The 17,448-nt window shown below is 73.0% G+C and carries 18 protein-coding genes; 3 read left to right on the top strand and 15 right to left on the bottom strand.

Annotation, left to right across the window (positions count from 1 at the left end; genetic code table 11):
- Positions 1-243 precede the first annotated feature (243 nt).
- The 6 genes from AB0L29_RS06735 to AB0L29_RS06710 form a co-directional block, all read right to left on the bottom strand.
- Positions 244-945, bottom strand: coding sequence for a hypothetical protein (locus AB0L29_RS06735; RefSeq protein ID WP_365824050.1), 702 nt, complete (start codon positions 943-945; stop codon positions 244-246).
- A 333-nt stretch (positions 946-1,278) separates the two neighbouring features.
- Positions 1,279-2,031, bottom strand: a complete 753-nt coding sequence (locus AB0L29_RS06730) for an ATP-binding cassette domain-containing protein (RefSeq protein WP_365824048.1) — start codon at positions 2,029-2,031, stop codon at positions 1,279-1,281.
- Between the two features lie 11 nt (positions 2,032-2,042).
- Entirely contained in the window at positions 2,043-2,471 is a 429-nt protein-coding gene (locus AB0L29_RS06725) for a hypothetical protein (protein ID WP_365824046.1), read from the bottom strand.
- Positions 2,462-2,623, bottom strand: coding sequence for a hypothetical protein (locus tag AB0L29_RS06720; RefSeq protein WP_365824045.1), 162 nt, complete (start codon positions 2,621-2,623; stop codon positions 2,462-2,464). The genes AB0L29_RS06725 and AB0L29_RS06720 overlap by 10 nt, the downstream gene beginning before the upstream one ends.
- Entirely contained in the window at positions 2,620-4,464 is a 1,845-nt protein-coding gene (locus tag AB0L29_RS06715) for a hypothetical protein (RefSeq protein ID WP_365824043.1), read from the bottom strand. Before AB0L29_RS06715 ends, AB0L29_RS06720 begins: the two co-directional genes overlap by 4 nt.
- A gap of 8 nt (positions 4,465-4,472) precedes the next feature.
- Entirely contained in the window at positions 4,473-4,832 is a 360-nt protein-coding gene (locus tag AB0L29_RS06710) for an arsenate reductase family protein (RefSeq protein ID WP_365824041.1), read from the bottom strand.
- 183 nt (positions 4,833-5,015) lie between these two features.
- Here AB0L29_RS06710 and AB0L29_RS06705 point away from each other — a divergent pair, with 183 nt between their 5' ends.
- On the top strand, positions 5,016-5,330 hold the full coding sequence (locus AB0L29_RS06705) for a hypothetical protein (protein WP_365824039.1): 315 nt from the start codon (positions 5,016-5,018) through the stop codon (positions 5,328-5,330).
- A gap of 122 nt (positions 5,331-5,452) precedes the next feature.
- Here the strand turns inward: AB0L29_RS06705 and AB0L29_RS06700 are convergent, their stop codons facing one another.
- From AB0L29_RS06700 to glnA, 3 genes are all read right to left on the bottom strand, one after another.
- Positions 5,453-7,078 carry an alpha/beta fold hydrolase gene (locus tag AB0L29_RS06700; protein WP_365824085.1) on the bottom strand — a complete coding sequence of 542 codons (1,626 nt, stop codon included), beginning with the start codon at positions 7,076-7,078 and terminating at the stop codon, positions 5,453-5,455.
- A gap of 126 nt (positions 7,079-7,204) precedes the next feature.
- Complete coding sequence (locus AB0L29_RS06695) at positions 7,205-7,462, bottom strand: hypothetical protein (RefSeq protein WP_365824037.1); 258 nt, start codon at positions 7,460-7,462, stop codon at positions 7,205-7,207.
- Between the two features lie 144 nt (positions 7,463-7,606).
- Positions 7,607-9,016, bottom strand: a complete 1,410-nt coding sequence (gene glnA / locus AB0L29_RS06690; protein ID WP_365824035.1) for a type I glutamate--ammonia ligase — start codon at positions 9,014-9,016, stop codon at positions 7,607-7,609.
- A gap of 220 nt (positions 9,017-9,236) precedes the next feature.
- On the opposite strand from glnA, the gene AB0L29_RS06685 reads away from it, so the two are divergent.
- Complete coding sequence (locus tag AB0L29_RS06685) at positions 9,237-9,704, top strand: RDD family protein (RefSeq protein WP_365824034.1); 468 nt, start codon at positions 9,237-9,239, stop codon at positions 9,702-9,704.
- A gap of 85 nt (positions 9,705-9,789) precedes the next feature.
- On the opposite strand, the gene AB0L29_RS06680 is transcribed toward AB0L29_RS06685, so the two are convergent.
- The 4 genes from AB0L29_RS06680 to lipB form a co-directional block, all read right to left on the bottom strand.
- Positions 9,790-10,491, bottom strand: a complete 702-nt coding sequence (locus AB0L29_RS06680; protein ID WP_365824032.1) for a DUF4191 domain-containing protein — start codon at positions 10,489-10,491, stop codon at positions 9,790-9,792.
- Positions 10,492-10,559: 68 nt separating this feature from the next.
- Entirely contained in the window at positions 10,560-10,763 is a 204-nt protein-coding gene (locus AB0L29_RS06675) for a hypothetical protein (protein WP_365824030.1), read from the bottom strand.
- A gap of 275 nt (positions 10,764-11,038) precedes the next feature.
- Entirely contained in the window at positions 11,039-12,004 is a 966-nt protein-coding gene (gene lipA, locus AB0L29_RS06670; protein ID WP_365824028.1) for a lipoyl synthase, read from the bottom strand.
- Between the two features lie 106 nt (positions 12,005-12,110).
- The gene (gene lipB / locus AB0L29_RS06665; protein WP_365824026.1) at positions 12,111-12,908 is read right to left on the bottom strand and encodes a lipoyl(octanoyl) transferase LipB; all 798 of its coding nucleotides are present in this window, start codon (positions 12,906-12,908) and stop codon (positions 12,111-12,113) included.
- A gap of 255 nt (positions 12,909-13,163) precedes the next feature.
- Here lipB and AB0L29_RS06660 point away from each other — a divergent pair, with 255 nt between their 5' ends.
- Entirely contained in the window at positions 13,164-14,672 is a 1,509-nt protein-coding gene (locus AB0L29_RS06660; RefSeq protein WP_365824024.1) for a regulator, read from the top strand.
- Positions 14,673-14,924: 252 nt separating this feature from the next.
- Here AB0L29_RS06660 and AB0L29_RS06655 read toward each other — a convergent pair whose 3' ends face one another.
- Complete coding sequence (locus AB0L29_RS06655; protein ID WP_365824022.1) at positions 14,925-16,325, bottom strand: NAD(P)/FAD-dependent oxidoreductase; 1,401 nt, start codon at positions 16,323-16,325, stop codon at positions 14,925-14,927.
- Positions 16,326-16,482: 157 nt separating this feature from the next.
- The gene (locus AB0L29_RS06650) at positions 16,483-17,388 is read right to left on the bottom strand and encodes a TIGR01777 family oxidoreductase (protein ID WP_365824021.1); all 906 of its coding nucleotides are present in this window, start codon (positions 17,386-17,388) and stop codon (positions 16,483-16,485) included.
- Positions 17,389-17,448: the final 60 nt, after the last annotated feature.

Raw genomic sequence — 17,448 nt, 5'->3', positions numbered from 1 at the left:
TCGTGAACTCCATGAGCGACCTTTTCCATGCCCGTGTGCCGCTGGACTACGTGCGCCGCGCCGGCGGGCCGGCACGGCCGCGCCGGCCCGCCGGGCGCCGTCCGTGCCGTGCCGCGGCTCGTATGCGAGGGGGCGCTCCTGAGGGCGGACGGCCGTCCTGGACGGCCGTCCCGCATCACGCGCTGCCGAGGCGGCGCCCCAGGGCCGGGGCGCCGCCTCGGCGGGTTCCTCACCGGCTGAGCCTCACCCCACCTTCTCGATCACCGCCCGGCGGATCAGGAACTTGCCCGGCTCGCGGACCTGTTCGAAGGCCGCGTTGTTGAGCAGGGCGCAGCTGCCGGAGACGGAGGTGACCTCCACCGTCGTGGACTTGTTGTTGTCCAGGTTGGTGACCTTCAGCTTCGTGCCCACCGGGAACTGGTTGCTGGACGCGGCGGGCGCACCGCCCTCGCCGGAGAGGGTGACGGTCGAGCCGTTGCACACCTGCTGGCCGGAGGCCGCGCCGCCGCCGTTGCCTCCCGGCGCGGCGGGCTGCGAGGGCTGCGCGGACTGCTGCGCGCCGCCCCCGGCCTGCTGCCCGGCGCCCTGGCCGTTCTGCTGGCCGTTCTGGCCCGGCTGCGCGGCCTGGGAGCCCTGAGCCGACTCCCCGACGACGCAACCGGACGCCTTCTGCTGGACCTTGATCTGCTCGACGACCGCCTCGCGGTTGGCGATCCGCGCCTGCGACTGCGCGTCGGGGTTGGCACGCTGGCCCTCGATGAACCGCTGGTTGTTGCCGAGCGCCGTGGCGAGCCCCTGGCAGACGGTGGACTCCGCGGCCGACTTGGGGGTCTGCGCGGCGTTCGACGTGCTCGCCATGACGAAGGCACCGCCTCCCGCCACCGTCGCGGCGCTCACCAGCAGGGCGAGCTTCTTCTTCGTGTTGAGGGTTCTCCTGCGCGACATGCGCGCCTCCTGAAGAGGTAGGGGGGCGTACGCCGCTATGTACGAGATACCGAACGCGGTTACTCAGCGGTCACGGGAGTTGCCGAAGTAACCTGCGTCACACGTCGGTTGCGGAGTGGCGACCGCCGTCTCCCCCGTCCCGGCACCACCGCCCCGCCGTCCGCCCGCGTACGGTACGCGCCCCCGCTGCGCTACCCGCCGGGCTTACGGACCGGGTTCCTCCGCGCGGCCCGTACGGCGTTCCCCGACCGCCGCGGCCGTCGGGATCCCGGTTTCGCAGCCGGCACGGAGCACGCCGGCCCGACAGGCGGTCGGAACGTATCGATCGCACGGTCAGCGGGGCTCCTGCTCGGCGGTGAGGGCGGAGACGCCGGCGTAGGCGGCTTCGGCGCGACGTGCCTGGGGGGTGTCGTACGGAGCGTGGGCCAGGAAGTCCCGGGTGGGGCCGGTGAAGGCGATCCGGCCGTTCTGCAGGACGGTGACGTGGTCCGCTTCCTCGGCGAGGTCGGCGATGTCGTGGGTGGACATCAGTACGCGGACCTCGGCCGTGGCGAGGCTGACGATCAGATCGCGGAACACGCGCCGTTGGGTGGGGTCCATGCCGGCGGTCGGTTCGTCCAGGAGAAGAACGCCGGCGCCGTGGACGAGGGCGGAGGCGACTCCGACGCGGCGGAGCTGGCCTCCGGAGAGCTGTTTCGCCTTGGCATCGGCGCGCTCTGCCATGCCGACACGGCCCAGGGCGGTGAGTGCGGCGTCCCAGGCGTCCGACTTGGCCATGCCCTTGAGCCAGCCGGTGTAGGCGACTTGTTCCCGGGCGGTGAGCCCCGTCATGGGAGTGATGGTCTGCGGCATCCACGCGACCTGCTTGAGGAAGGCGAGGTCACGGGATGTCGACCGACCCATGCGGACGGATCCCGCCCGGGGTTGGTGAAGGCCGCCGGCGAGCTTCAGCAAAGTGGATTTGCCTGCGCCGTTGGGGCCCAGCAGGACGGTGAAACCGTCGGGGACGGTGTAGGTGAGGTCGGTGAGGACCGGCCGGTTGCTGCGTCCGTACCCGAAGGTGCAGGACTCCAGTCGGATCGACATGGGGGTGCCTTTCAGATGCGGGGGGCGCGGGCGTGGAGGACGAGTCCACTGGCGAAGACCAGCAGGCAGAAGCCGAACGTGGGCAGGAAGCCGGCGGGGTGGAGCGTGACGGCCCATGGCCAGGGGCGGTGGAAGTCGCGGTAGCCGACGAACATCACGGCGAACACCCAGCCCGCCGGGAGCGCGGCGGCGGCCTGCTCGCGCACCGTCCGGCCCAGGAGCATGAGCCCGGTGAGGAACACGGTGTTGCGTCCCGCCACGGTCGCTTCCTGCGAACCGGTGAGCGCGCCGATGGCCAGACAGGCCAGAACGGCAGCCGCAACCACGGCGGCGATCAGAGCCGCGTCCAGGGCGCGGATGTCGCGTTGTGCCGTGGCCTCGATCTCGGTCACGGCCTGGGCAAGGCTGTGGGCGAGCGTGGAGGTGAGGATCAGCGGCACCAGCTGCAGGAGGAAGATCCGGTTCCCCCTGCGGAGAGCAGGCTCGGCAGCTGGACGTACTGGTCGTGCATCATCACGGTGATCACGGTGAACGCGGCCAGCGCCGGCACGAGGACGGCCTGGACTCGGCGGACCTTGAGCCAGAGGGTCACCGTGCGGCCTCCTGCGCGAGGCGGCAGGCCTTCTGCTGCTCCGCGCCGAACCAGTCGCTCTGCCGGTGCCGCGGAAGCCGGCGGGCGTCGTGGGCTCGCTGTTCGACCTTCTCCAGTACCTGGTCGGCGTTTTGGAACGTCCCGCCGTACTCACCGCGCCGCCAGGCCAGGTAGGGCTCGTCGGCGTCGACGACCAGCGCGGCCCACAGCATGGCGGCGTCATGATTGACCACCCAGTCCGCCGGCTGACCGGCTTGGAACGACTGGGGGAAGGAGCAGGGGAAGCGCACCGCGGTGAGCAGTACTCCGTAGCGGACCCCGCTCATCCCGGGACCGTTGTCTCCCGCCTGGTGGGACAGCGGCAGCCACCACTCGGTCCGGGTCGAACGCTTCTTGTGGCGGCCGGTGAGCAGACTGTCCGAGACGGTCGTGGGCACGGTGACTTCCACGCCGGCCCGGCGGAGCGCGGCGATCGACCGGACGATCTGGCTGCGGACCTCGTCCAGCCGGTCCTGAGCCCCGCCGGTGGCGGCGATGCAGACCCGCGGAGCGGCCCCGGCGCAGCGGACGGGCGCGTGGCCGGCGCTGATCGGGCCGTCGCCGTAACCCCAGCCGGAGGCGGTATGGGCACACAGGACCATGACGGCCGCCGCGGCGGCGCCGGCCGCGGCGCGAGCGCCGTGCCGCACCGCGCGTGCGGCGGGCAGCCACCACACGGCCACGGCCACGGCCACGGACGCGGTGAACAGGAACGGGACGAGCAGCGTCGGTGCCCGGTACTGCTCGCCGAAGTCCAGCGACGTATCCGGGGCGCCGGAGACATGACGCAGCCACACCGGGTCCACCTGTCCTGTCTTGGTGATCAGGTAGTGGACCGCGACGGCGGACAGCGGCGCGGAGATCAGCCGCGGGGTGAACTGGCCGAGCGCGCAGCCGATCACTGCCCACGCCACCACCAGCCCCATGCCGAGCAGGAGCGGGGCAAGGGCCTGTGGCGTGGGAACCAGCCGTGTCTCGGCCAGGCGCATCACGACCGGCAGCCCCAGGACGAGCCAGCCGGCACAGACGACCGGGAGGAGGGCATCGGCAGCGATCCGGAACCGGGAGCGTCCGGGAACGAGGGCCCACACGCCGTCCCGTCCGAGGCGCCCGCCCTCCCACACGGCCAGCCCGCAGGTGAGGGCGTAGGCGAAGGCATAGAAGTAGAAGAGGGACCGCGCGACCTGCTGCGGCGCCCACAGGGGCCCGGCGACGACTTCTTCGTACGGGTCCTCGAGGTGGAGGGCGTGGAAGAAGTAGAAGACAACGATTCCGACCCATAGGGGTGCGGTCCACACCGCTGGGGTGGTGCGCAGGCGGGCTCGTAAGTTCACAGGAGGACACCGTTTCCAGAACAGGGCGGGCCGGGAGACACCGCGCGGTGCCTCCCGGCCTCGACGACGTTGCGCTGAAGAAGACGCTCGATCGGCCTTCGTGGTGTCCACGCAGATCTTCCCCACGCCGACCACGGCACGGGGGTGCCCGGAGCCGTTGAGGTGGGCGATGGTGAAGTACCGGTCGTCACCGCCGTCGTAGTGCGCGTCCCACTCGCCCTTCGACGTCCTGCCCGAACCCGTGAAGCAGTTCGTGAACGTCTTCGTGCCCATGTCCTCGTCCTGCCGGAGCGCGATGGCCTGCCACAGCCTCACCCCGGCGGACCTGCCCGCCGCACCGGTCACCTCGCAGGCGATGAACCGGACTTCGGTGCAGTCGTCGTCCGCCCGGTGACGCGACTCCTTCGGGCCCGGCGCCCAGCCGATCGGCTCGCCGGGTTCGAGGCAGCAACCGACGCCGGACGTCAAAGATCAAGTCAGCGGGACAAGGCGTCCCGTACGGCCTCCTCGGTGCGGCCCACGACCGCCGTGCCGTCGTCCGCCGTGATGATCGGGCGCTGGATCAGCCTCGGATGCTCGGCCAGGGCCGTGATCCAGCGCTCGCGCGAGGACTCGTCACGAGGCCACTCCTTCAGGCCCAGCTCCTTGGCGACCGGCTCCTGGGTGCGGGTGATGTCCCACGGTTCGAGGCCGAGGCGCCCGAGCACGTCGCGGATCTCGTCCTCGCCGGGCACGTCCTCCAGGTAGCGGCGGACGGTGTAGTCGGCGCCCTCGGCGTCCAGCAGGGTCAGGGCGCTGCGGCACTTGGAACAGGCCGGGTTGATCCAGATCTCCATGCCGCACACGGTACGCCCAGGGGCCCGGAAACCCGCCTTCCCCCTGCGTCACAGCGCCCCCGAAAGCCTTGTGGCCAGGGGCTTTTGTCAGTGCCGGGCAGTAGAATAGAAGCAGTGTTCGAGGGTGGCGCCGGGGTCGTCGAAGTCCCCGGCGGATGCCCTGACCGCGACAGGAGGATGCCCGTGCCCGCTGCCGCACTCAAGCCGAAGCCGTCGCCCACCCAGTCCACCGCCAAGCGTCCCGTCCTGCTCGACATGCCCTACGCGCCCGTGGAGAAGCGGCCGCTGCCGCCGGGCCGCCCACGCGAGTGGTACATCACCCACAACCGCCGCCTCAAGGCCATGCGCCTGGCCATCGCCCTGCTCGACTCCGGCGTCTACGTGCCCAACCAGGCACGCGACGAGACGATACGGAGCACGGCGGAGCGGATCGGCGTGCACCCGCCCTCGGACACGACGTGCCACATGGTGCGGGCGCTGATGCGGTACTCGCGTTGAGCCGGGCGCCGGGCACCCCGTGTCACGGGGTGCCCGGCGTTCCGCCCTCCGCCGGCCCGTCCGGTCGTGCCTGCGCCGCCCCCGCCGCATCGCGGCGGCCCCCGCGCACCGTCGGCCGCCGCTCAGCCGTACCGCTCCAGCAGTCCTCCCATGTAGGCCTCCAGCCGCTCGCCCAGCACCTCGGGCGTCAGGTCGGTCCGGCCCAGCTCCCGCCACGGCCCGGCCAGTTTCGCCGCGCCCGGGACGTAGGCCAGGGCGTCCAGCAGCCGCCAGTACAGATGGTCCGGCCCGTCGGCCTGCCGGCGGCCGCCCCGCGCCTCGTAGCGGTCCCGGAAGCCGAGGCCGTACTCCGGGCCGTGCAGCAGCGCGAGCGCCGTCGCACAGTGGGCGACATCCAGGTCGGCCGGGCCCCAGGAGGTCTCCACCCAGTCGACGACCCCACTGATCCGCAGCTTTGCGCCCTCCCCGGTGAACAGCACGTTCCCGGGATGGAAGTCGCGGTGCAGGAAGCACCCCTCGTACGGCGGGGGATCACGGCGGATCACGTCCACCGCTCGTGCCCACGGTCCGCCCCGCGGCGCGCGCACCCGATCGGGCGCGGTCCACGCCTGCCAGGGACGCGGGCGCTCCCGCGGGACGATCCGGTGGATCCGCGCGAGCTGGGCCGCCAGCAGCTCCACCCGGGCGTCGAGGTCCTCCTCGTCGACCCGTACCCGGCCCGGCAACCGGGACATCAGCAGGGACGGGTGGTCGCAGTGCTCGGCGGTCGCGTCCACGGCGACCAGCGCGGGAGCCGGCACGCCGGCCTCCCCGGCGAGCAGCGTGAGCACGGACGCCTCACGCGTCAGCAACCCGGGGGCGTGATGCCGGAAGAAGGGTCTGACGAACGTCCGGAGCACCAGGCCGGTGCCGTCGTCGAGGCCGAGGTCCCGCATTTGGGCGCTCCAGCCCCCGCTCAGCAAGCGGGTGGCGTCGACCCTGCGGCCCCGCGGCAGGTGCTTGGTCACCCAGCCGCGGGTCGCCGTCCAGCCCCGCTCTCCCAGGCCGGTCAGCACGGCGGTCACGAACGCCCGCCGGTCCTGCGCGTGATCGCCGAACCACAGCCCCAGCCGGTGTCCGGCGTCCGGGAGTTCGAGGCGCGTGAACTGCGCGCGGGCGGCCAGCGCGTCCTGGACCGCCTCCGTCACGGCGGGCGGTACGACCGCGTCCGTGCCCGGCACCGCGAGCACCGCGCGGCCCTCGTACGCCCGCAGCGCGTCCAGCGCGGGTGACGCGCGCCAGCTGCCGGGCCGGCGGATGATCGCGCTGAAGCGTCCGTCCCCGTCACCGAACGGCACGTCCCACGCCTCGGCCGCGTACACCGCGGGCGCGCACAGTCCCAGCGCCGCCACCCGGTCCCCGTAGTGCCGGACCAGGTCGGCCACCGTCTGGCCGCTCATGCTGAACCCCACCAGCACCAGCGGCCCGTCGGCGGGGGCGTGCGCGTCGATGACGGAGACGGCCTGCTCGAAGCGGCGGCGCAGGCTCGACTCGCGCAGCGCCCCCGTGCTCTCGCCGTGCCCGGAGAAGTCGAAGGCGAGCGCGTGGCAGCCGTGGGCGGCGAACTCCAGGACCAAGGGCCGGAGCCGTGCCCCGTTGCCGTTGCCCGCGCCGTGCAGCACCACGGCGGTGGCCCCGAGCCCCGCGGGACCACCGCCGCCGTGCACCCCGCTGAGCCGTTCACCGCCGTACTCGTGCGTGAAGTGCATGAGATGCGTGATACGTCCGAGATGTTCGAGGTGGTCGTGGCGCGTGGACGGGGTGGGCTCACTCATGGGCCCATTCACCCACGTCCCGCCCGGGCGGTCCCGGGGCCGCGGCCGTCACGACCGGCCCTAGTAGGGCGCCCTGAACTCGAGGTAGCCCAGCAGGACGATCACCGCGGCGACACAGCCCAGCACCACGGCCGTCGACACCCACGACGACCGGCGCGGCGTCACCGGGCCGGGGTCGGCGCGGAAGGGGACCGGGCCGGGCGGATCGTGCTTCCAGCGCGCGGCCAGCATCCGGGCCCGGGCGGAGGGCTCCTTGTGCTCGGCGCTGTCCGCCCACCTCAGGTCGAACTCCCGCTCGTGCTCGTCCGGTTCGGACATCCCCGTTCCCCCTGTCGCACACCAGTGTCAGGAACCATGATTCCGCGTCCGTGCCCGGTCTGTGAAGCGGATCCCGGTCCCCGGACGGCGGCGGGGCCGCCCCCCTCGCGGGAGGCGGCCCCGGAACGCGGTGAGCCGGTTCGGTCACACGTCGAAGTAGAGCTCGAACTCGTGCGGGTGCGGGCGCAGCTGCAGCGGAGCGATCTCGTTCGTGCGCTTGTAGTCGATCCAGGTCTCGATCAGGTCGGACGTGAAGACGTCGCCCTGGAGCAGGAACTCGTGGTCGGCCTCGAGGGCGTCGAGGACCGCGCCGAGGGAGGTCGGGACCTGCGGGACGCCCGCGTGCTCCTCGGGAGCCAGCTCGTACAGGTCCTTGTCGATCGGCTCGGCCGGCTCGATCTTGTTCTTGATGCCGTCCAGGCCCGCCAGCAGCAGCGCCGAGAAGGCCAGGTACGGGTTGCCGGAGGAGTCCGGGGCGCGGAACTCCACGCGCTTGGCCTTCGGGTTCGAGCCGGTGATCGGGATGCGCATGGCCGCGGAGCGGTTGCGCTGCGAGTACACCAGGTTCACCGGCGCCTCGAAGCCCGGCACCAGGCGGTGGTAGGAGTTCACCGTCGGGTTGGTGAAGGCCAGCAGCGACGGGGCGTGCTTGAGGATGCCGCCGATGTAGTAGCGGGCGGTGTCCGACAGGCCGGCGTAGCCCTGCTCGTCGTAGAAGAGGGGCTCGCCACCGCTCCACAGCGACTGGTGGACGTGCATGCCCGAGCCGTTGTCGCCGAAGATCGGCTTCGGCATGAAGGTCGCCGTCTTGCCGTTGCGCCAGGCGACGTTCTTCACGATGTACTTGAACAGCTGCAGGTCGTCGGCGGCGGCGAGCAGCGTGTTGAACTTGTAGTTGATCTCGGCCTGGCCGGCGGTGCCCACCTCGTGGTGCTGGCGCTCGACCTTCAGGCCGGCCCGGTCCAGCTCCAGGGAGATCTCGGCGCGCAGGTCGGCGAAGTGGTCGACCGGCGGGGCCGGGAAGTAGCCGCCCTTGTAGCGGACCTTGTAACCGCGGTTGTCCTCCAGGGCGCCGGTGTTCCAGGCGCCGGCCTCGGAGTCGATGTGGTAGAAGGACTCGTTCTCCGAGGTCTTGAAGCGCACGCTGTCGAAGACGTAGAACTCGGCCTCGGGACCGAAGTACGCCGTGTCGGCGATCCCGGTGGAGGCGAGGTAGGCCTCGGCCTTCTTCGCCACGTTGCGCGGGTCACGGGAGTACTGCTCGCCGGTGATCGGGTCGTGGATGAAGAAGTTGATGTTCAGCGTCTTGTCGCGGCGGAACGGGTCGACCCGGGCCGTCGACAGGTCCGCGCGCAGCGCCATGTCGGACTCGTGAATGGCCTGGAAGCCGCGGATCGAGGACCCGTCGAAGGCGAGCTCGTCGTCCGGGTCGAACGCCTCGGCAGGCACCGTGAAGTGCTGCATGACGCCCGGGAGGTCGCAGAAGCGGACGTCGACGAACTTGACGTCCTCGTCCGCGATGAACTTCTTGGCCTCGTCGGCGTTCTGGAACATCCAGCTCCTCCTACTCCCGACCGTCCCGCCGGGGTGGTAGATCGTTCGTGCGGCCAGTGCGGGTGGCACACGCTGTCCCCGACCCTAAGGACGGGTGATTTCTCGGGCGTGACCCATTTGTTTCGCACAAGTTAACCGGTCCATCTCCCACGGTAGCCCCGCCGCACGCCGCCACACCCCGCCGTCCCCCGGCCGTTTCCGGGCGCAGTACGGTGGACGGGTGGACAACAGGCAAGCAATCGGATCGTGGCTCTCCGGCCCGCGCGCGGCCATGGAAGACGCCGGTGCCGACTTCGGGTACCGGGGCGAGCGGCTCGGTCTGCCGGAGGAGGGACCGGGCTCGATCGCCCGCCCCGGCCGGCGGCTCGGCGCGCTGGCCGTGGACTGGGGCTTGTGCCTCTTGATCGCATACGGTCTCATCACGCACGGCTACGACCAGGCGACCAGCAACTGGGCACTGCTCATCTTCTTCGTGCTGAGCGTCCTGACGGTCGGCACGGTCGGCTTCACTCCCGGAAAGCGCCTGTTCGGCCTGCGGGTGGCCGCCCTCGACACCGGCCGCGTCAGCCCGCCGCGCGCCCTGCTGCGCTCGGTCCTGCTGTGCCTGGCGCTCCCCGCGCTGATCTGGGACCGCGACGGCCGCGGCCTGCACGACCGGCTGGCCCGCACGGTGGAGGTGCGGATCTAGCCCCTCACGGCGAAGGGACCCGGCACCCGCACGACGAAGGGGGCGCCCGGACCGGTCCGGGCGCCCCCTTCGTCGTGCGCGGGTGTCAGCGGGCCCTCGGCCCGCCCTTCGGCAGCTTCATGCCCTTGGGCATCGGACCCTTGGGCAGCGGCATGTTGCTCATCAGGTCGCCCAGGGCGCGCAGCCGGTCGTTGGTCGCGGTGACCTGCGGGCCGGTCAGCACGCGGGGGAGCTTCAGCATGGTGGTGCGCAGCTTCTTCAGCTCGACCTGGCCCTCGCCGGTCCCCACGACCAGGTCGTGCACCGGGACGTCCGCGACGATCCGGTTCATCTTCCTCTTCTCGGCGGCGAGCAGGGACTTCACCCGGTTCGGGTTGCCCTCGGCGACCAGGACGATGCCGGCCTTGCCGACCGCGCGGTGCACCACGTCCTGGTTGCGGTTCATCGCCACCGCGGGGGTCGTCGTCCAGCCCCGGCCGATGTTGTCGAGCACCGCCGCGGCGGCGCCCGGCTGGCCCTCCATCTGCCCGAAGGCGGCCCGCTCGGCCCGGCGCCCGAAGACGATCGCCGTCGCGAGGAAGGCGAGCAGCAGGCCCAGGATGCCGAGATAGATGGGGTGACCGATCAAGAAACCGATCGCAAGGAAGACACCGAAGGTGACGATTCCGACAGCCGCGAGCACAAGGCCGATCTTCTTGTCGGCCCTGCGGGTCATCTTGTAGGTCAGAGCGATCTGCTTCAGTCGCCCGGGGTTCGCAGCGTCCGCTGCGTTTTCCTTCCTCGCCATGCGACGAAGTCTACGTGGCCCCACGAGCGCCGACGACGGCAGTGCCCGGGGGAGCGGGGCCGTCGGGGTCAGGAGGAGCGGCTGGACAGGGTCTGCTCGAGGACGCGCTGCGCCTCGACCCGGTCCTTGGCGCGACGGCGGTCCTCCAGCACGGAGGTCCAGGCGTTGCGGCGTGCGGTGCGCTGGCCGCTGCTCATCAGCAGCGACTCGACGGCACGCAGCGCGGTGGTGAAGGACGGGATCGCGGTGGCGCGGACGGGCGCGGCCTGCATGGTGGAGGTTCCCCCTCGGAACGGCTGCGAGTACGGGTGTACGTGGTGTGACACCAGGGTCACTGATTGGTGTTACCAGGGCGTGACCGGCCGGTCAAACGCCCGTGAAGCCCTGTCGCACGGGCCCCGGACGCCGACGCGGCCCCGACGTGCGCCCTCATCTGCGAGGACGGTCGGGACCGCGCGTTCTCGGCCGTTACCGGCCAGTAGGGTCTTGTGCGGGAATTCACACGTATGCTCCAGCCACCGGCGGGCAGGGGCGGGTGACCTCGGCGTCAGACGGCCTGCGCGGCGACGTACGTGCCCCGCTTCTCGACGGCCATCTGGTAGAGGCGCCCGGCGCGGTACGAGGAGCGCACCAGCGGGCCGGACATCACACCGGAGAAGCCGATCCGCTCGGCCTCCTCCTTCAGCTCCACGAACTCCTGCGGCTTGACCCAGCGCTCCACGGGGTGGTGGCGCACGGACGGGCGCAGGTACTGCGTGATGGTCACCAGCTCGCACCCGGCGTCGTGCAGCTGCTGCAGCGCCTCGCTGACCTCCTCGCGGGTCTCGCCCATGCCGAGGATCAGGTTCGACTTGGTGACCAGGCCGTAGTCGCGGGCGGCCGTGATGACCTTCAGGGAGCGCTCGTAGCGGAAGCCCGGGCGGATCCGCTTGAAGATCCGGGGCACCGTCTCGACGTTGTGCGCGAAGACCTCGGGACGCGCGGAGAAGACCTCCTCCAGCTGCTCCGGGACCGCGTTGAAGTCGGGGGCCAGCAGCTCCACCTTGGTGCGGCCGCCCTCGCGGTGTGCGGTCTGCCGGTGGATCTGGCGCACGGTCTCGGCGTACAGCCAGGCGCCGCCGTCCTCCAGGTCGTCGCGGGCGACGCCGGTGATGGTGGCGTAGTTCAGGTCCATGGTGACCACGGACTCGCCGACGCGGCGCGGCTCGTCACGGTCGAGCGCCTCGGGCTTGCCGGTGTCGATCTGGCAGAAGTCGCAGCGCCGGGTGCACTGGTCGCCGCCGATGAGGAAGGTCGCCTCGCGGTCCTCCCAGCACTCGTAGATGTTGGGACAGCCCGCTTCCTGGCACACCGTGTGCAGGCCCTCGCTCTTGACGAGGTTCTGCATCTTGGAGTACTCGGGACCCATTTTCGCCCGGGTCTTGATCCACTCGGGCTTGCGCTCGATGGGGGTCTGGCTGTTGCGGACCTCCAGGCGCAGCATCTTGCGTCCGTCGGGTGCGACTGCGGACACGTCGGCTCCCTAGCTTCGATTCTTCGGCGTACACCAGGGTACGCCCGTGGTCGGTGGGCCCCTCCGAGGAGGCCAACCCCAGGACCGGAGGGTGCATTCCCCTCCGTCAGGCGGTGGCCCTCTCGATCTCGCGCGGCTTGAGCTCGGCGTTCTCCAGGACGTCCCGCAGGTGCCGCTCGACCACCGGCAGCACCTCCTCGATCGTGACGTCCCGGCCGAGCTCGTTGGCCAGGGAGGTGACGCCCGCGTCGCGGATGCCGCACGGGATGATCCGGTCGAACCAGGAGTTGTCCGGGTTCACGTTGAACGAGAAGCCGTGCATGGTGACGCCCTTGGCCACCCGGATGCCGATCGCGGCGATCTTGCGGTCCTCGCGGCGCTGGCCCGCGTTGGACGGGGCGTACTCCGGGCCGTTCAGGCGCGGGTCGAACTCCTCGTCGTGCAGGCGGGGGTCGAAGTCCAGGGACAGGCCGCCGGACGCGGGCCGCCGCTCGACCGGGTCGCCCAGCACCCACACCCCGCTGCGGCCCTCGACCCGGGTGGTCTCCAGGCCGAACTCCGCGCAGGTGCGGATGAGGGCCTCCTCCAGGCGGCGCACGTGCGCCACGACGTCCACCGGGCGCGGGAGCTTCTGGATCGGGTAGCCCACCAGCTGGCCGGGACCGTGCCAGGTGATCTTGCCGCCGCGGTCCACGTCGATGACCGGTGTGCCGTCCAGGGGGCGCTCGCTGTCCTCGGTGCGGCGGCCGGCCGTGTAGACCGGCGGGTGCTCCAGCAGGAGGACGGTGTCGGGCACCTCGTCGGCGAAGCGCGCCGCGTGCACCCGGCGCTGCTCGTCCCAGGCCACCTGGTAGTCCACGGCCTCGGCACCGAAACCCATACGGACGAACCGCAACTCACTCACGGCAAGCGCCTCCCTGGAAGTCGTAAGGCACGAAACGCGCCCACGCCACTGTACGACCGGTCCCCGGGGGCCGTTCCTCCGGCCGTCGTCCGTCAGCTTCGCGGTCAATCCTCACACGATCGGATGAATGCCTGTCGAAGTGTGCGATGAGGTGTTTACTCTCCGCTACATTCGCGCCGTCCGCGAGGCAAAAAGGGCTGCTCACCGGCGATCCGGGCACCTCGCAAGCACGGAAGGCAGGAGACCGCACCGCAGATGACGGAACGACCCGCGCAGCGCACCCCCAACCGCCAGCTCGCCGCGCTCATCGCAGAAGCGGGGTTCTCCAACGCGGGACTCGCCCGTCGGGTGGACCAGCTCGGTCTCGAACACGGCCTCGACCTCAGATACGACAAGACCTCCGTCACCCGCTGGCTGCGCGGGCAGCAGCCCAGGGGCACCACGCCCGCGCTCATCGCCGAGGTCTTCACCCGGCGCCTCGGCCGCCGCCTGACCGCCCAGGACCTCGGCCTGGACGCCTGCGCCCCCGTCTACGCGGGGCTGGAGTTCGCCGCCACCCCCGAAGAGGCCGTCGACATCGTCGGCGGGCTGTGGCGCAAGGACACCGGCAGCCACGCCGAGCTGCGCAAGATCGCCTTCACCCCGGCCGGGCTGGTCGTCCCCAGCCGGGACTGGCTGATCGGCCGCCCCGACGAGAAGGTGGCCCGCGGCGAGCCGCCCGCCGCCCGGGTCCCGGCGCAGGGCCGGCCCTCCCCGCGGCCCCCGGCGCCGTCCGAGGGGGCACCGGCCTCCGCCGCGTTCCCGGCCTCCCCCGACCGGCAGGCGGCCCGCCGGCGCGGCCCGGCCGAGCGCGCACCCGGCCAGCGGGTCACCGCCGGGGACATCGCCGCGCTGCGCTCGGTCGGCGACCTGTTCCGCACCCTCGACGACGCCTACGGCGGCGGCCACGCCCGGCAGGCGCTCGTGCGCTACCTGGAGCACGAGTGCGAGCCGATGCTGCGCGGCACCTACGGCGAGCAGACCGGACGCCGGCTGTTCGCGGCGGCCGCCGACCTGACCCGGCTCGCGGGCTGGACCTCGTACGACATCGCCGCGCACGGCCTCGCCCAGCGCTACTTCGTGCAGGCGCTCCGGCTCGCGCAGGCGGCCGGGGACCGGGCGTACGGGGCGTACGTGCTGGTCACGATGAGCCGGCAGGCCGTCTACCTCGGCCACGGGCGCGAGGCCGTGCAGCTCGCCCGGGTGGCGCAGCAGGGCGCCGGAACCTCCGTGCCGCCGGCCGTGCAGGCGCTGCTGCACGCGGCCGAGGCGCGCGGGCACGCCGTGCTCGGCGAGGTGCGGGCCTGCACCTCGGCGCTGGTGCGGGCCGAGCGGGCCCTGGAGGCGGTCCGGCCCGGGGACGAGATCCCGCACTGGGCGCGGTCCTTCGACGAGGCGCAGCTCGCCGACGAGTTCGGGCACTGCCACCGGGACCTGCAGCAGTTCCGCGCCGCCGCCCAGCACGCCGAACGCTCCCTGCAACTGCGCGCGCCCGCCTACGCCCGCAGCCGGCTGTTCTGCCGGGTCGTCCTCGCCACCGCCCGCCTCGGCCTCGGCGAACTCGACCAGGCCTGCCGGCTGGCCGCCGAGGCGGCCGGCCAGGCGGCGGAGATGCGGTCGGTGCGGGCGGTGGAGTACGTCCGGGACTTCGAACGCCGGCTGGAGCCCTACAAGGACGCGGCGCCGGTACGGAGCTACCGGGAGAAGGTGGCGGCGCTGGACTGACCGCGCCCCGCCGGGCGCGGGACGGGCGTGGGGCGGGCGCGGGGGACGGCGAGCGCGTGCCGGGACGGGGCCCGGGGACGGCGGCCCCCTCCTCGCCCGGGCGGCGGCGGGTTCCCCGGCCCCGGGACGTCCGCCCGGCGCGGCGGCGGCCCGGGACCGTGCGGCCCGCCCGGCGCGGCGGTGGTCCGGGACCGTGCCGCCCGCCCGGCCCACCGCCGCCGGTTCCCGTGCCGAACCGGCGGCGTGCCCGCTTCAGGCGGCCCGCGGCACGCCGGGCAGCGGATCGGCCCGGTGCATCGGCCCGCCCGCCCCCAGATCCGCCAGGATCGCGGCCGACGCCCGGTGCCCCGAGTGCAGCGCGCCCTGGACCGTGCTGGTGTCCCGGTGGTCACCGCACACGTACAGGCCCGCCAGCAGCCGTACCGGGCGGCGCAGGTCGTGCGGCGGCCGCATGGCGGGGACGGCCTCGGCGGTGTGGTGCACCGCGAGGGTCTCCCAGCGCGCGGTCGAGGTGCCGTACAGGCGGGCCAGGTGCCTGCGTACGGCGGTGTCGACGTCGGGCGGCGGCGGGCCGAGGACCGTCGAGGAGACCAGCGTCCGGCCCGCCGGCGCGCGGGACGGGTCGACGCGGCTGACGACCGCCGTGTGCGCGACCGGGCCGCCCCGGTCGGCGTCGAGCAGCAGGGACGCGCCGGTCCCGGGGGGCTCGTCCGTGGTGTGGTGCACGACCGTCACCGGATGGAAGTCCGGGACGCGCAGGCCGGGCAGCAGCCGGGCGGCGGCCCGGGCGTCCGTGGCCAGCAGGACGGCCCGGCAGCGGATCTCGCCGTGCTCGGCGGTGGTCACCGTGGTCGTGGACACAGAGGTGACGCGGACCCCGGTGCGCACGGTGTCCGGCGGCAGCGTGCGCGCCAGCAGCTCCGGCAGCGCCTCGGCACCGCCCTCGGGCAGGCACAGCCGCCCGCTCGCGAAGGCGCGCAGCGCGAGGTCGGCGCAGCGGCTGGAGGTGGTCAGGCCCGGGTCGCACAGCAGGGCGGCCAGCAAGGGGCGCAGGAAACCGTCGATCGTGCGGGCGGGCAGGCCGCGGGCCGCCAGGGACCGGCCGGCGGGCATCTCCGGGCGGGCCAGCAGCCGTTCGACGGGCGTGCCCGCCAGCCGGGTCAGCGCGGCGCCGAGGCGGGCCTGGTCGAGGCCGGTGCCCAACGGTGCCCCGGTCCGGCCCCTGGGCACCGGCCGCCCGGGCACGGCGGCGGACCGCCTGGGCGGCCTGGGCGCGGACGGCGGCCTCGGAGCGCTCGCCAGGGCGCGCACAGCGTGCAGCGCGCCCCGCGCGCCCCCGGCACCCGCCTGGGCGCCCGCGCGGTGGTGGCGGCCGTCGCTGTGCAGCAGGACCCCCGGCGCGAAGGCGCGCAGGGCGAGCCCTTCCAGACCCGGGGTCAGATGGAGGTCCGGATACGCGGTGGACAGCAACTGCCCGATCCTGTCGAGCCGGAAGCCGTCGACCTTCTCGGTCGCCATCCGGCCTCCCACGTCATGGGCGGCCTCCAGCACCACCGTCGTCACTCCTGCGCTGGTGAGCCGGTGCGCCGCCGAGAGGCCGGCGACCCCGGCCCCCACGACGACGACGTCGGCCTGATACGCGGGCTCAAGCACGTGCCCCTCCTCGAGGTTGCGCGGGCGCTGGAGACGTGATGCCCCCAACCGGCTCTAGAAATAACCGAGTTGTGGTCGAGGGTAGGGACGTGACCGGTCAGGGGGAGTCGCGCACCGGCAGAGCACGGTCGCACGGCGGTCGCATCGGGTCCCTCGGCTATCGCAGCGCCGCACGGATCGCTTCGTCGATCCCCGGGAACGCGAACCGGAAGCCCGACTCCAGCAGCCGTGCCGGCAGCACCCGGGCGCTGCCGAGCACATCCCCGGCCATCTCGCCGAGCACGGTCCGCAGCACGGGCGCGGGCACCGCGAACGGCGTCGGCCGGTGCAGCACGCGGCCCAGGGCCGCGGTGATCTCGCGGTTGGTCAGCGGCTGCGGGGCGGTGAGGTTGAACGGCCCCGACAGGTCGTCGCGGTCCAGGAGGTGGCGGATCGCGGCGACCTCGTCGTGCAGCGCGATGAACGACCAGTACTGCCGCCCGTCCCCCAGCCGCCCGCCGAGCCCCGCCCTGAAGAGCGGCAGCAGCCGCCCCCAGGCGCCGCCCTCGCGGGACACCACCAGCCCGGTGCGGGCGATGACGGTCCGTACGCCCGCCTCCCGGGCCGGCGCGGTGGCCTCCTCCCACTCCACGCACACCGACGGCAGGAAGCCCTCACCGGCGGGCGCGCTCTCGTCGACGGCCCGGTCCCCGGTCTCCCCGTAGAAGCCGATCGCGCTGCCGTTCACGAGGACCCGCGGCCGCTCGCCCCCCTCCAGCGCGGCGACGGCCCCGGCGAGCGCCGCCGTGCCGCGCACCCGGCTGGCACGGATCCGCGCCTTGTACGCCGGCGTCCAGCGGTGGTCGCCGACCCCGGCCCCCGCCAGGTTCACCACGGCGTCGCAGCCGGCCAGCCCGGCCGCGTCGACGGATCCGCCCTCCGGGTCCCAGCGGACCTCGTGCGCCGCGCGGGGCGCACCGCGCACCAGGCGCACCACCTCGTGCCCGTCCGCGGTCAGGGACCGCACCAGGGCGCTGCCGATGAGACCGGACGCGCCGGCCACCGCGATTCGGGAACGTTCCATGGGGACATCCTGCCCGCCGGGCGCCCGAAAACCGTGTGAGCTGCGCGGCTTCCCCACGTA

Origin of the sequence: Streptomyces sp. NPDC052701 (assembly GCF_040678355.1) — a bacterium.
Classification (GTDB): domain Bacteria; phylum Actinomycetota; class Actinomycetes; order Streptomycetales; family Streptomycetaceae; genus Streptomyces.
Note: the sequence above shows the minus strand (reverse complement) of the source record. Positions and strands in the feature narration are given on the sequence as shown.

Excerpts from the sequence above, each read along its gene's own strand:
- AB0L29_RS06735 (WP_365824050.1), bottom strand. The coding sequence starts at position 945 with ATGTCGCGCAGGAGAACCCTCAACACGAAGAAGAAGCTCGCCCTGCTG.
- AB0L29_RS06730 (WP_365824048.1), bottom strand. The coding sequence starts at position 2,031 with ATGTCGATCCGACTGGAGTCCTGCACCTTCGGGTACGGACGCAGCAAC.
- AB0L29_RS06710 (WP_365824041.1), bottom strand. The coding sequence starts at position 4,832 with ATGGAGATCTGGATCAACCCGGCCTGTTCCAAGTGCCGCAGCGCCCTG.
- AB0L29_RS06700 (WP_365824085.1), bottom strand. The coding sequence starts at position 7,078 with ATGCACTTCACGCACGAGTACGGCGGTGAACGGCTCAGCGGGGTGCAC.
- AB0L29_RS06695 (WP_365824037.1), bottom strand. The coding sequence starts at position 7,462 with ATGTCCGAACCGGACGAGCACGAGCGGGAGTTCGACCTGAGGTGGGCG.
- glnA (WP_365824035.1), bottom strand. The coding sequence starts at position 9,016 with ATGTTCCAGAACGCCGACGAGGCCAAGAAGTTCATCGCGGACGAGGAC.
- AB0L29_RS06680 (WP_365824032.1), bottom strand. The coding sequence starts at position 10,491 with ATGGCGAGGAAGGAAAACGCAGCGGACGCTGCGAACCCCGGGCGACTG.
- AB0L29_RS06675 (WP_365824030.1), bottom strand. The coding sequence starts at position 10,763 with ATGCAGGCCGCGCCCGTCCGCGCCACCGCGATCCCGTCCTTCACCACC.
- AB0L29_RS06660 (WP_365824024.1), top strand. The coding sequence starts at position 13,164 with ATGACGGAACGACCCGCGCAGCGCACCCCCAACCGCCAGCTCGCCGCG.
- AB0L29_RS06650 (WP_365824021.1), bottom strand. The coding sequence starts at position 17,388 with ATGGAACGTTCCCGAATCGCGGTGGCCGGCGCGTCCGGTCTCATCGGC.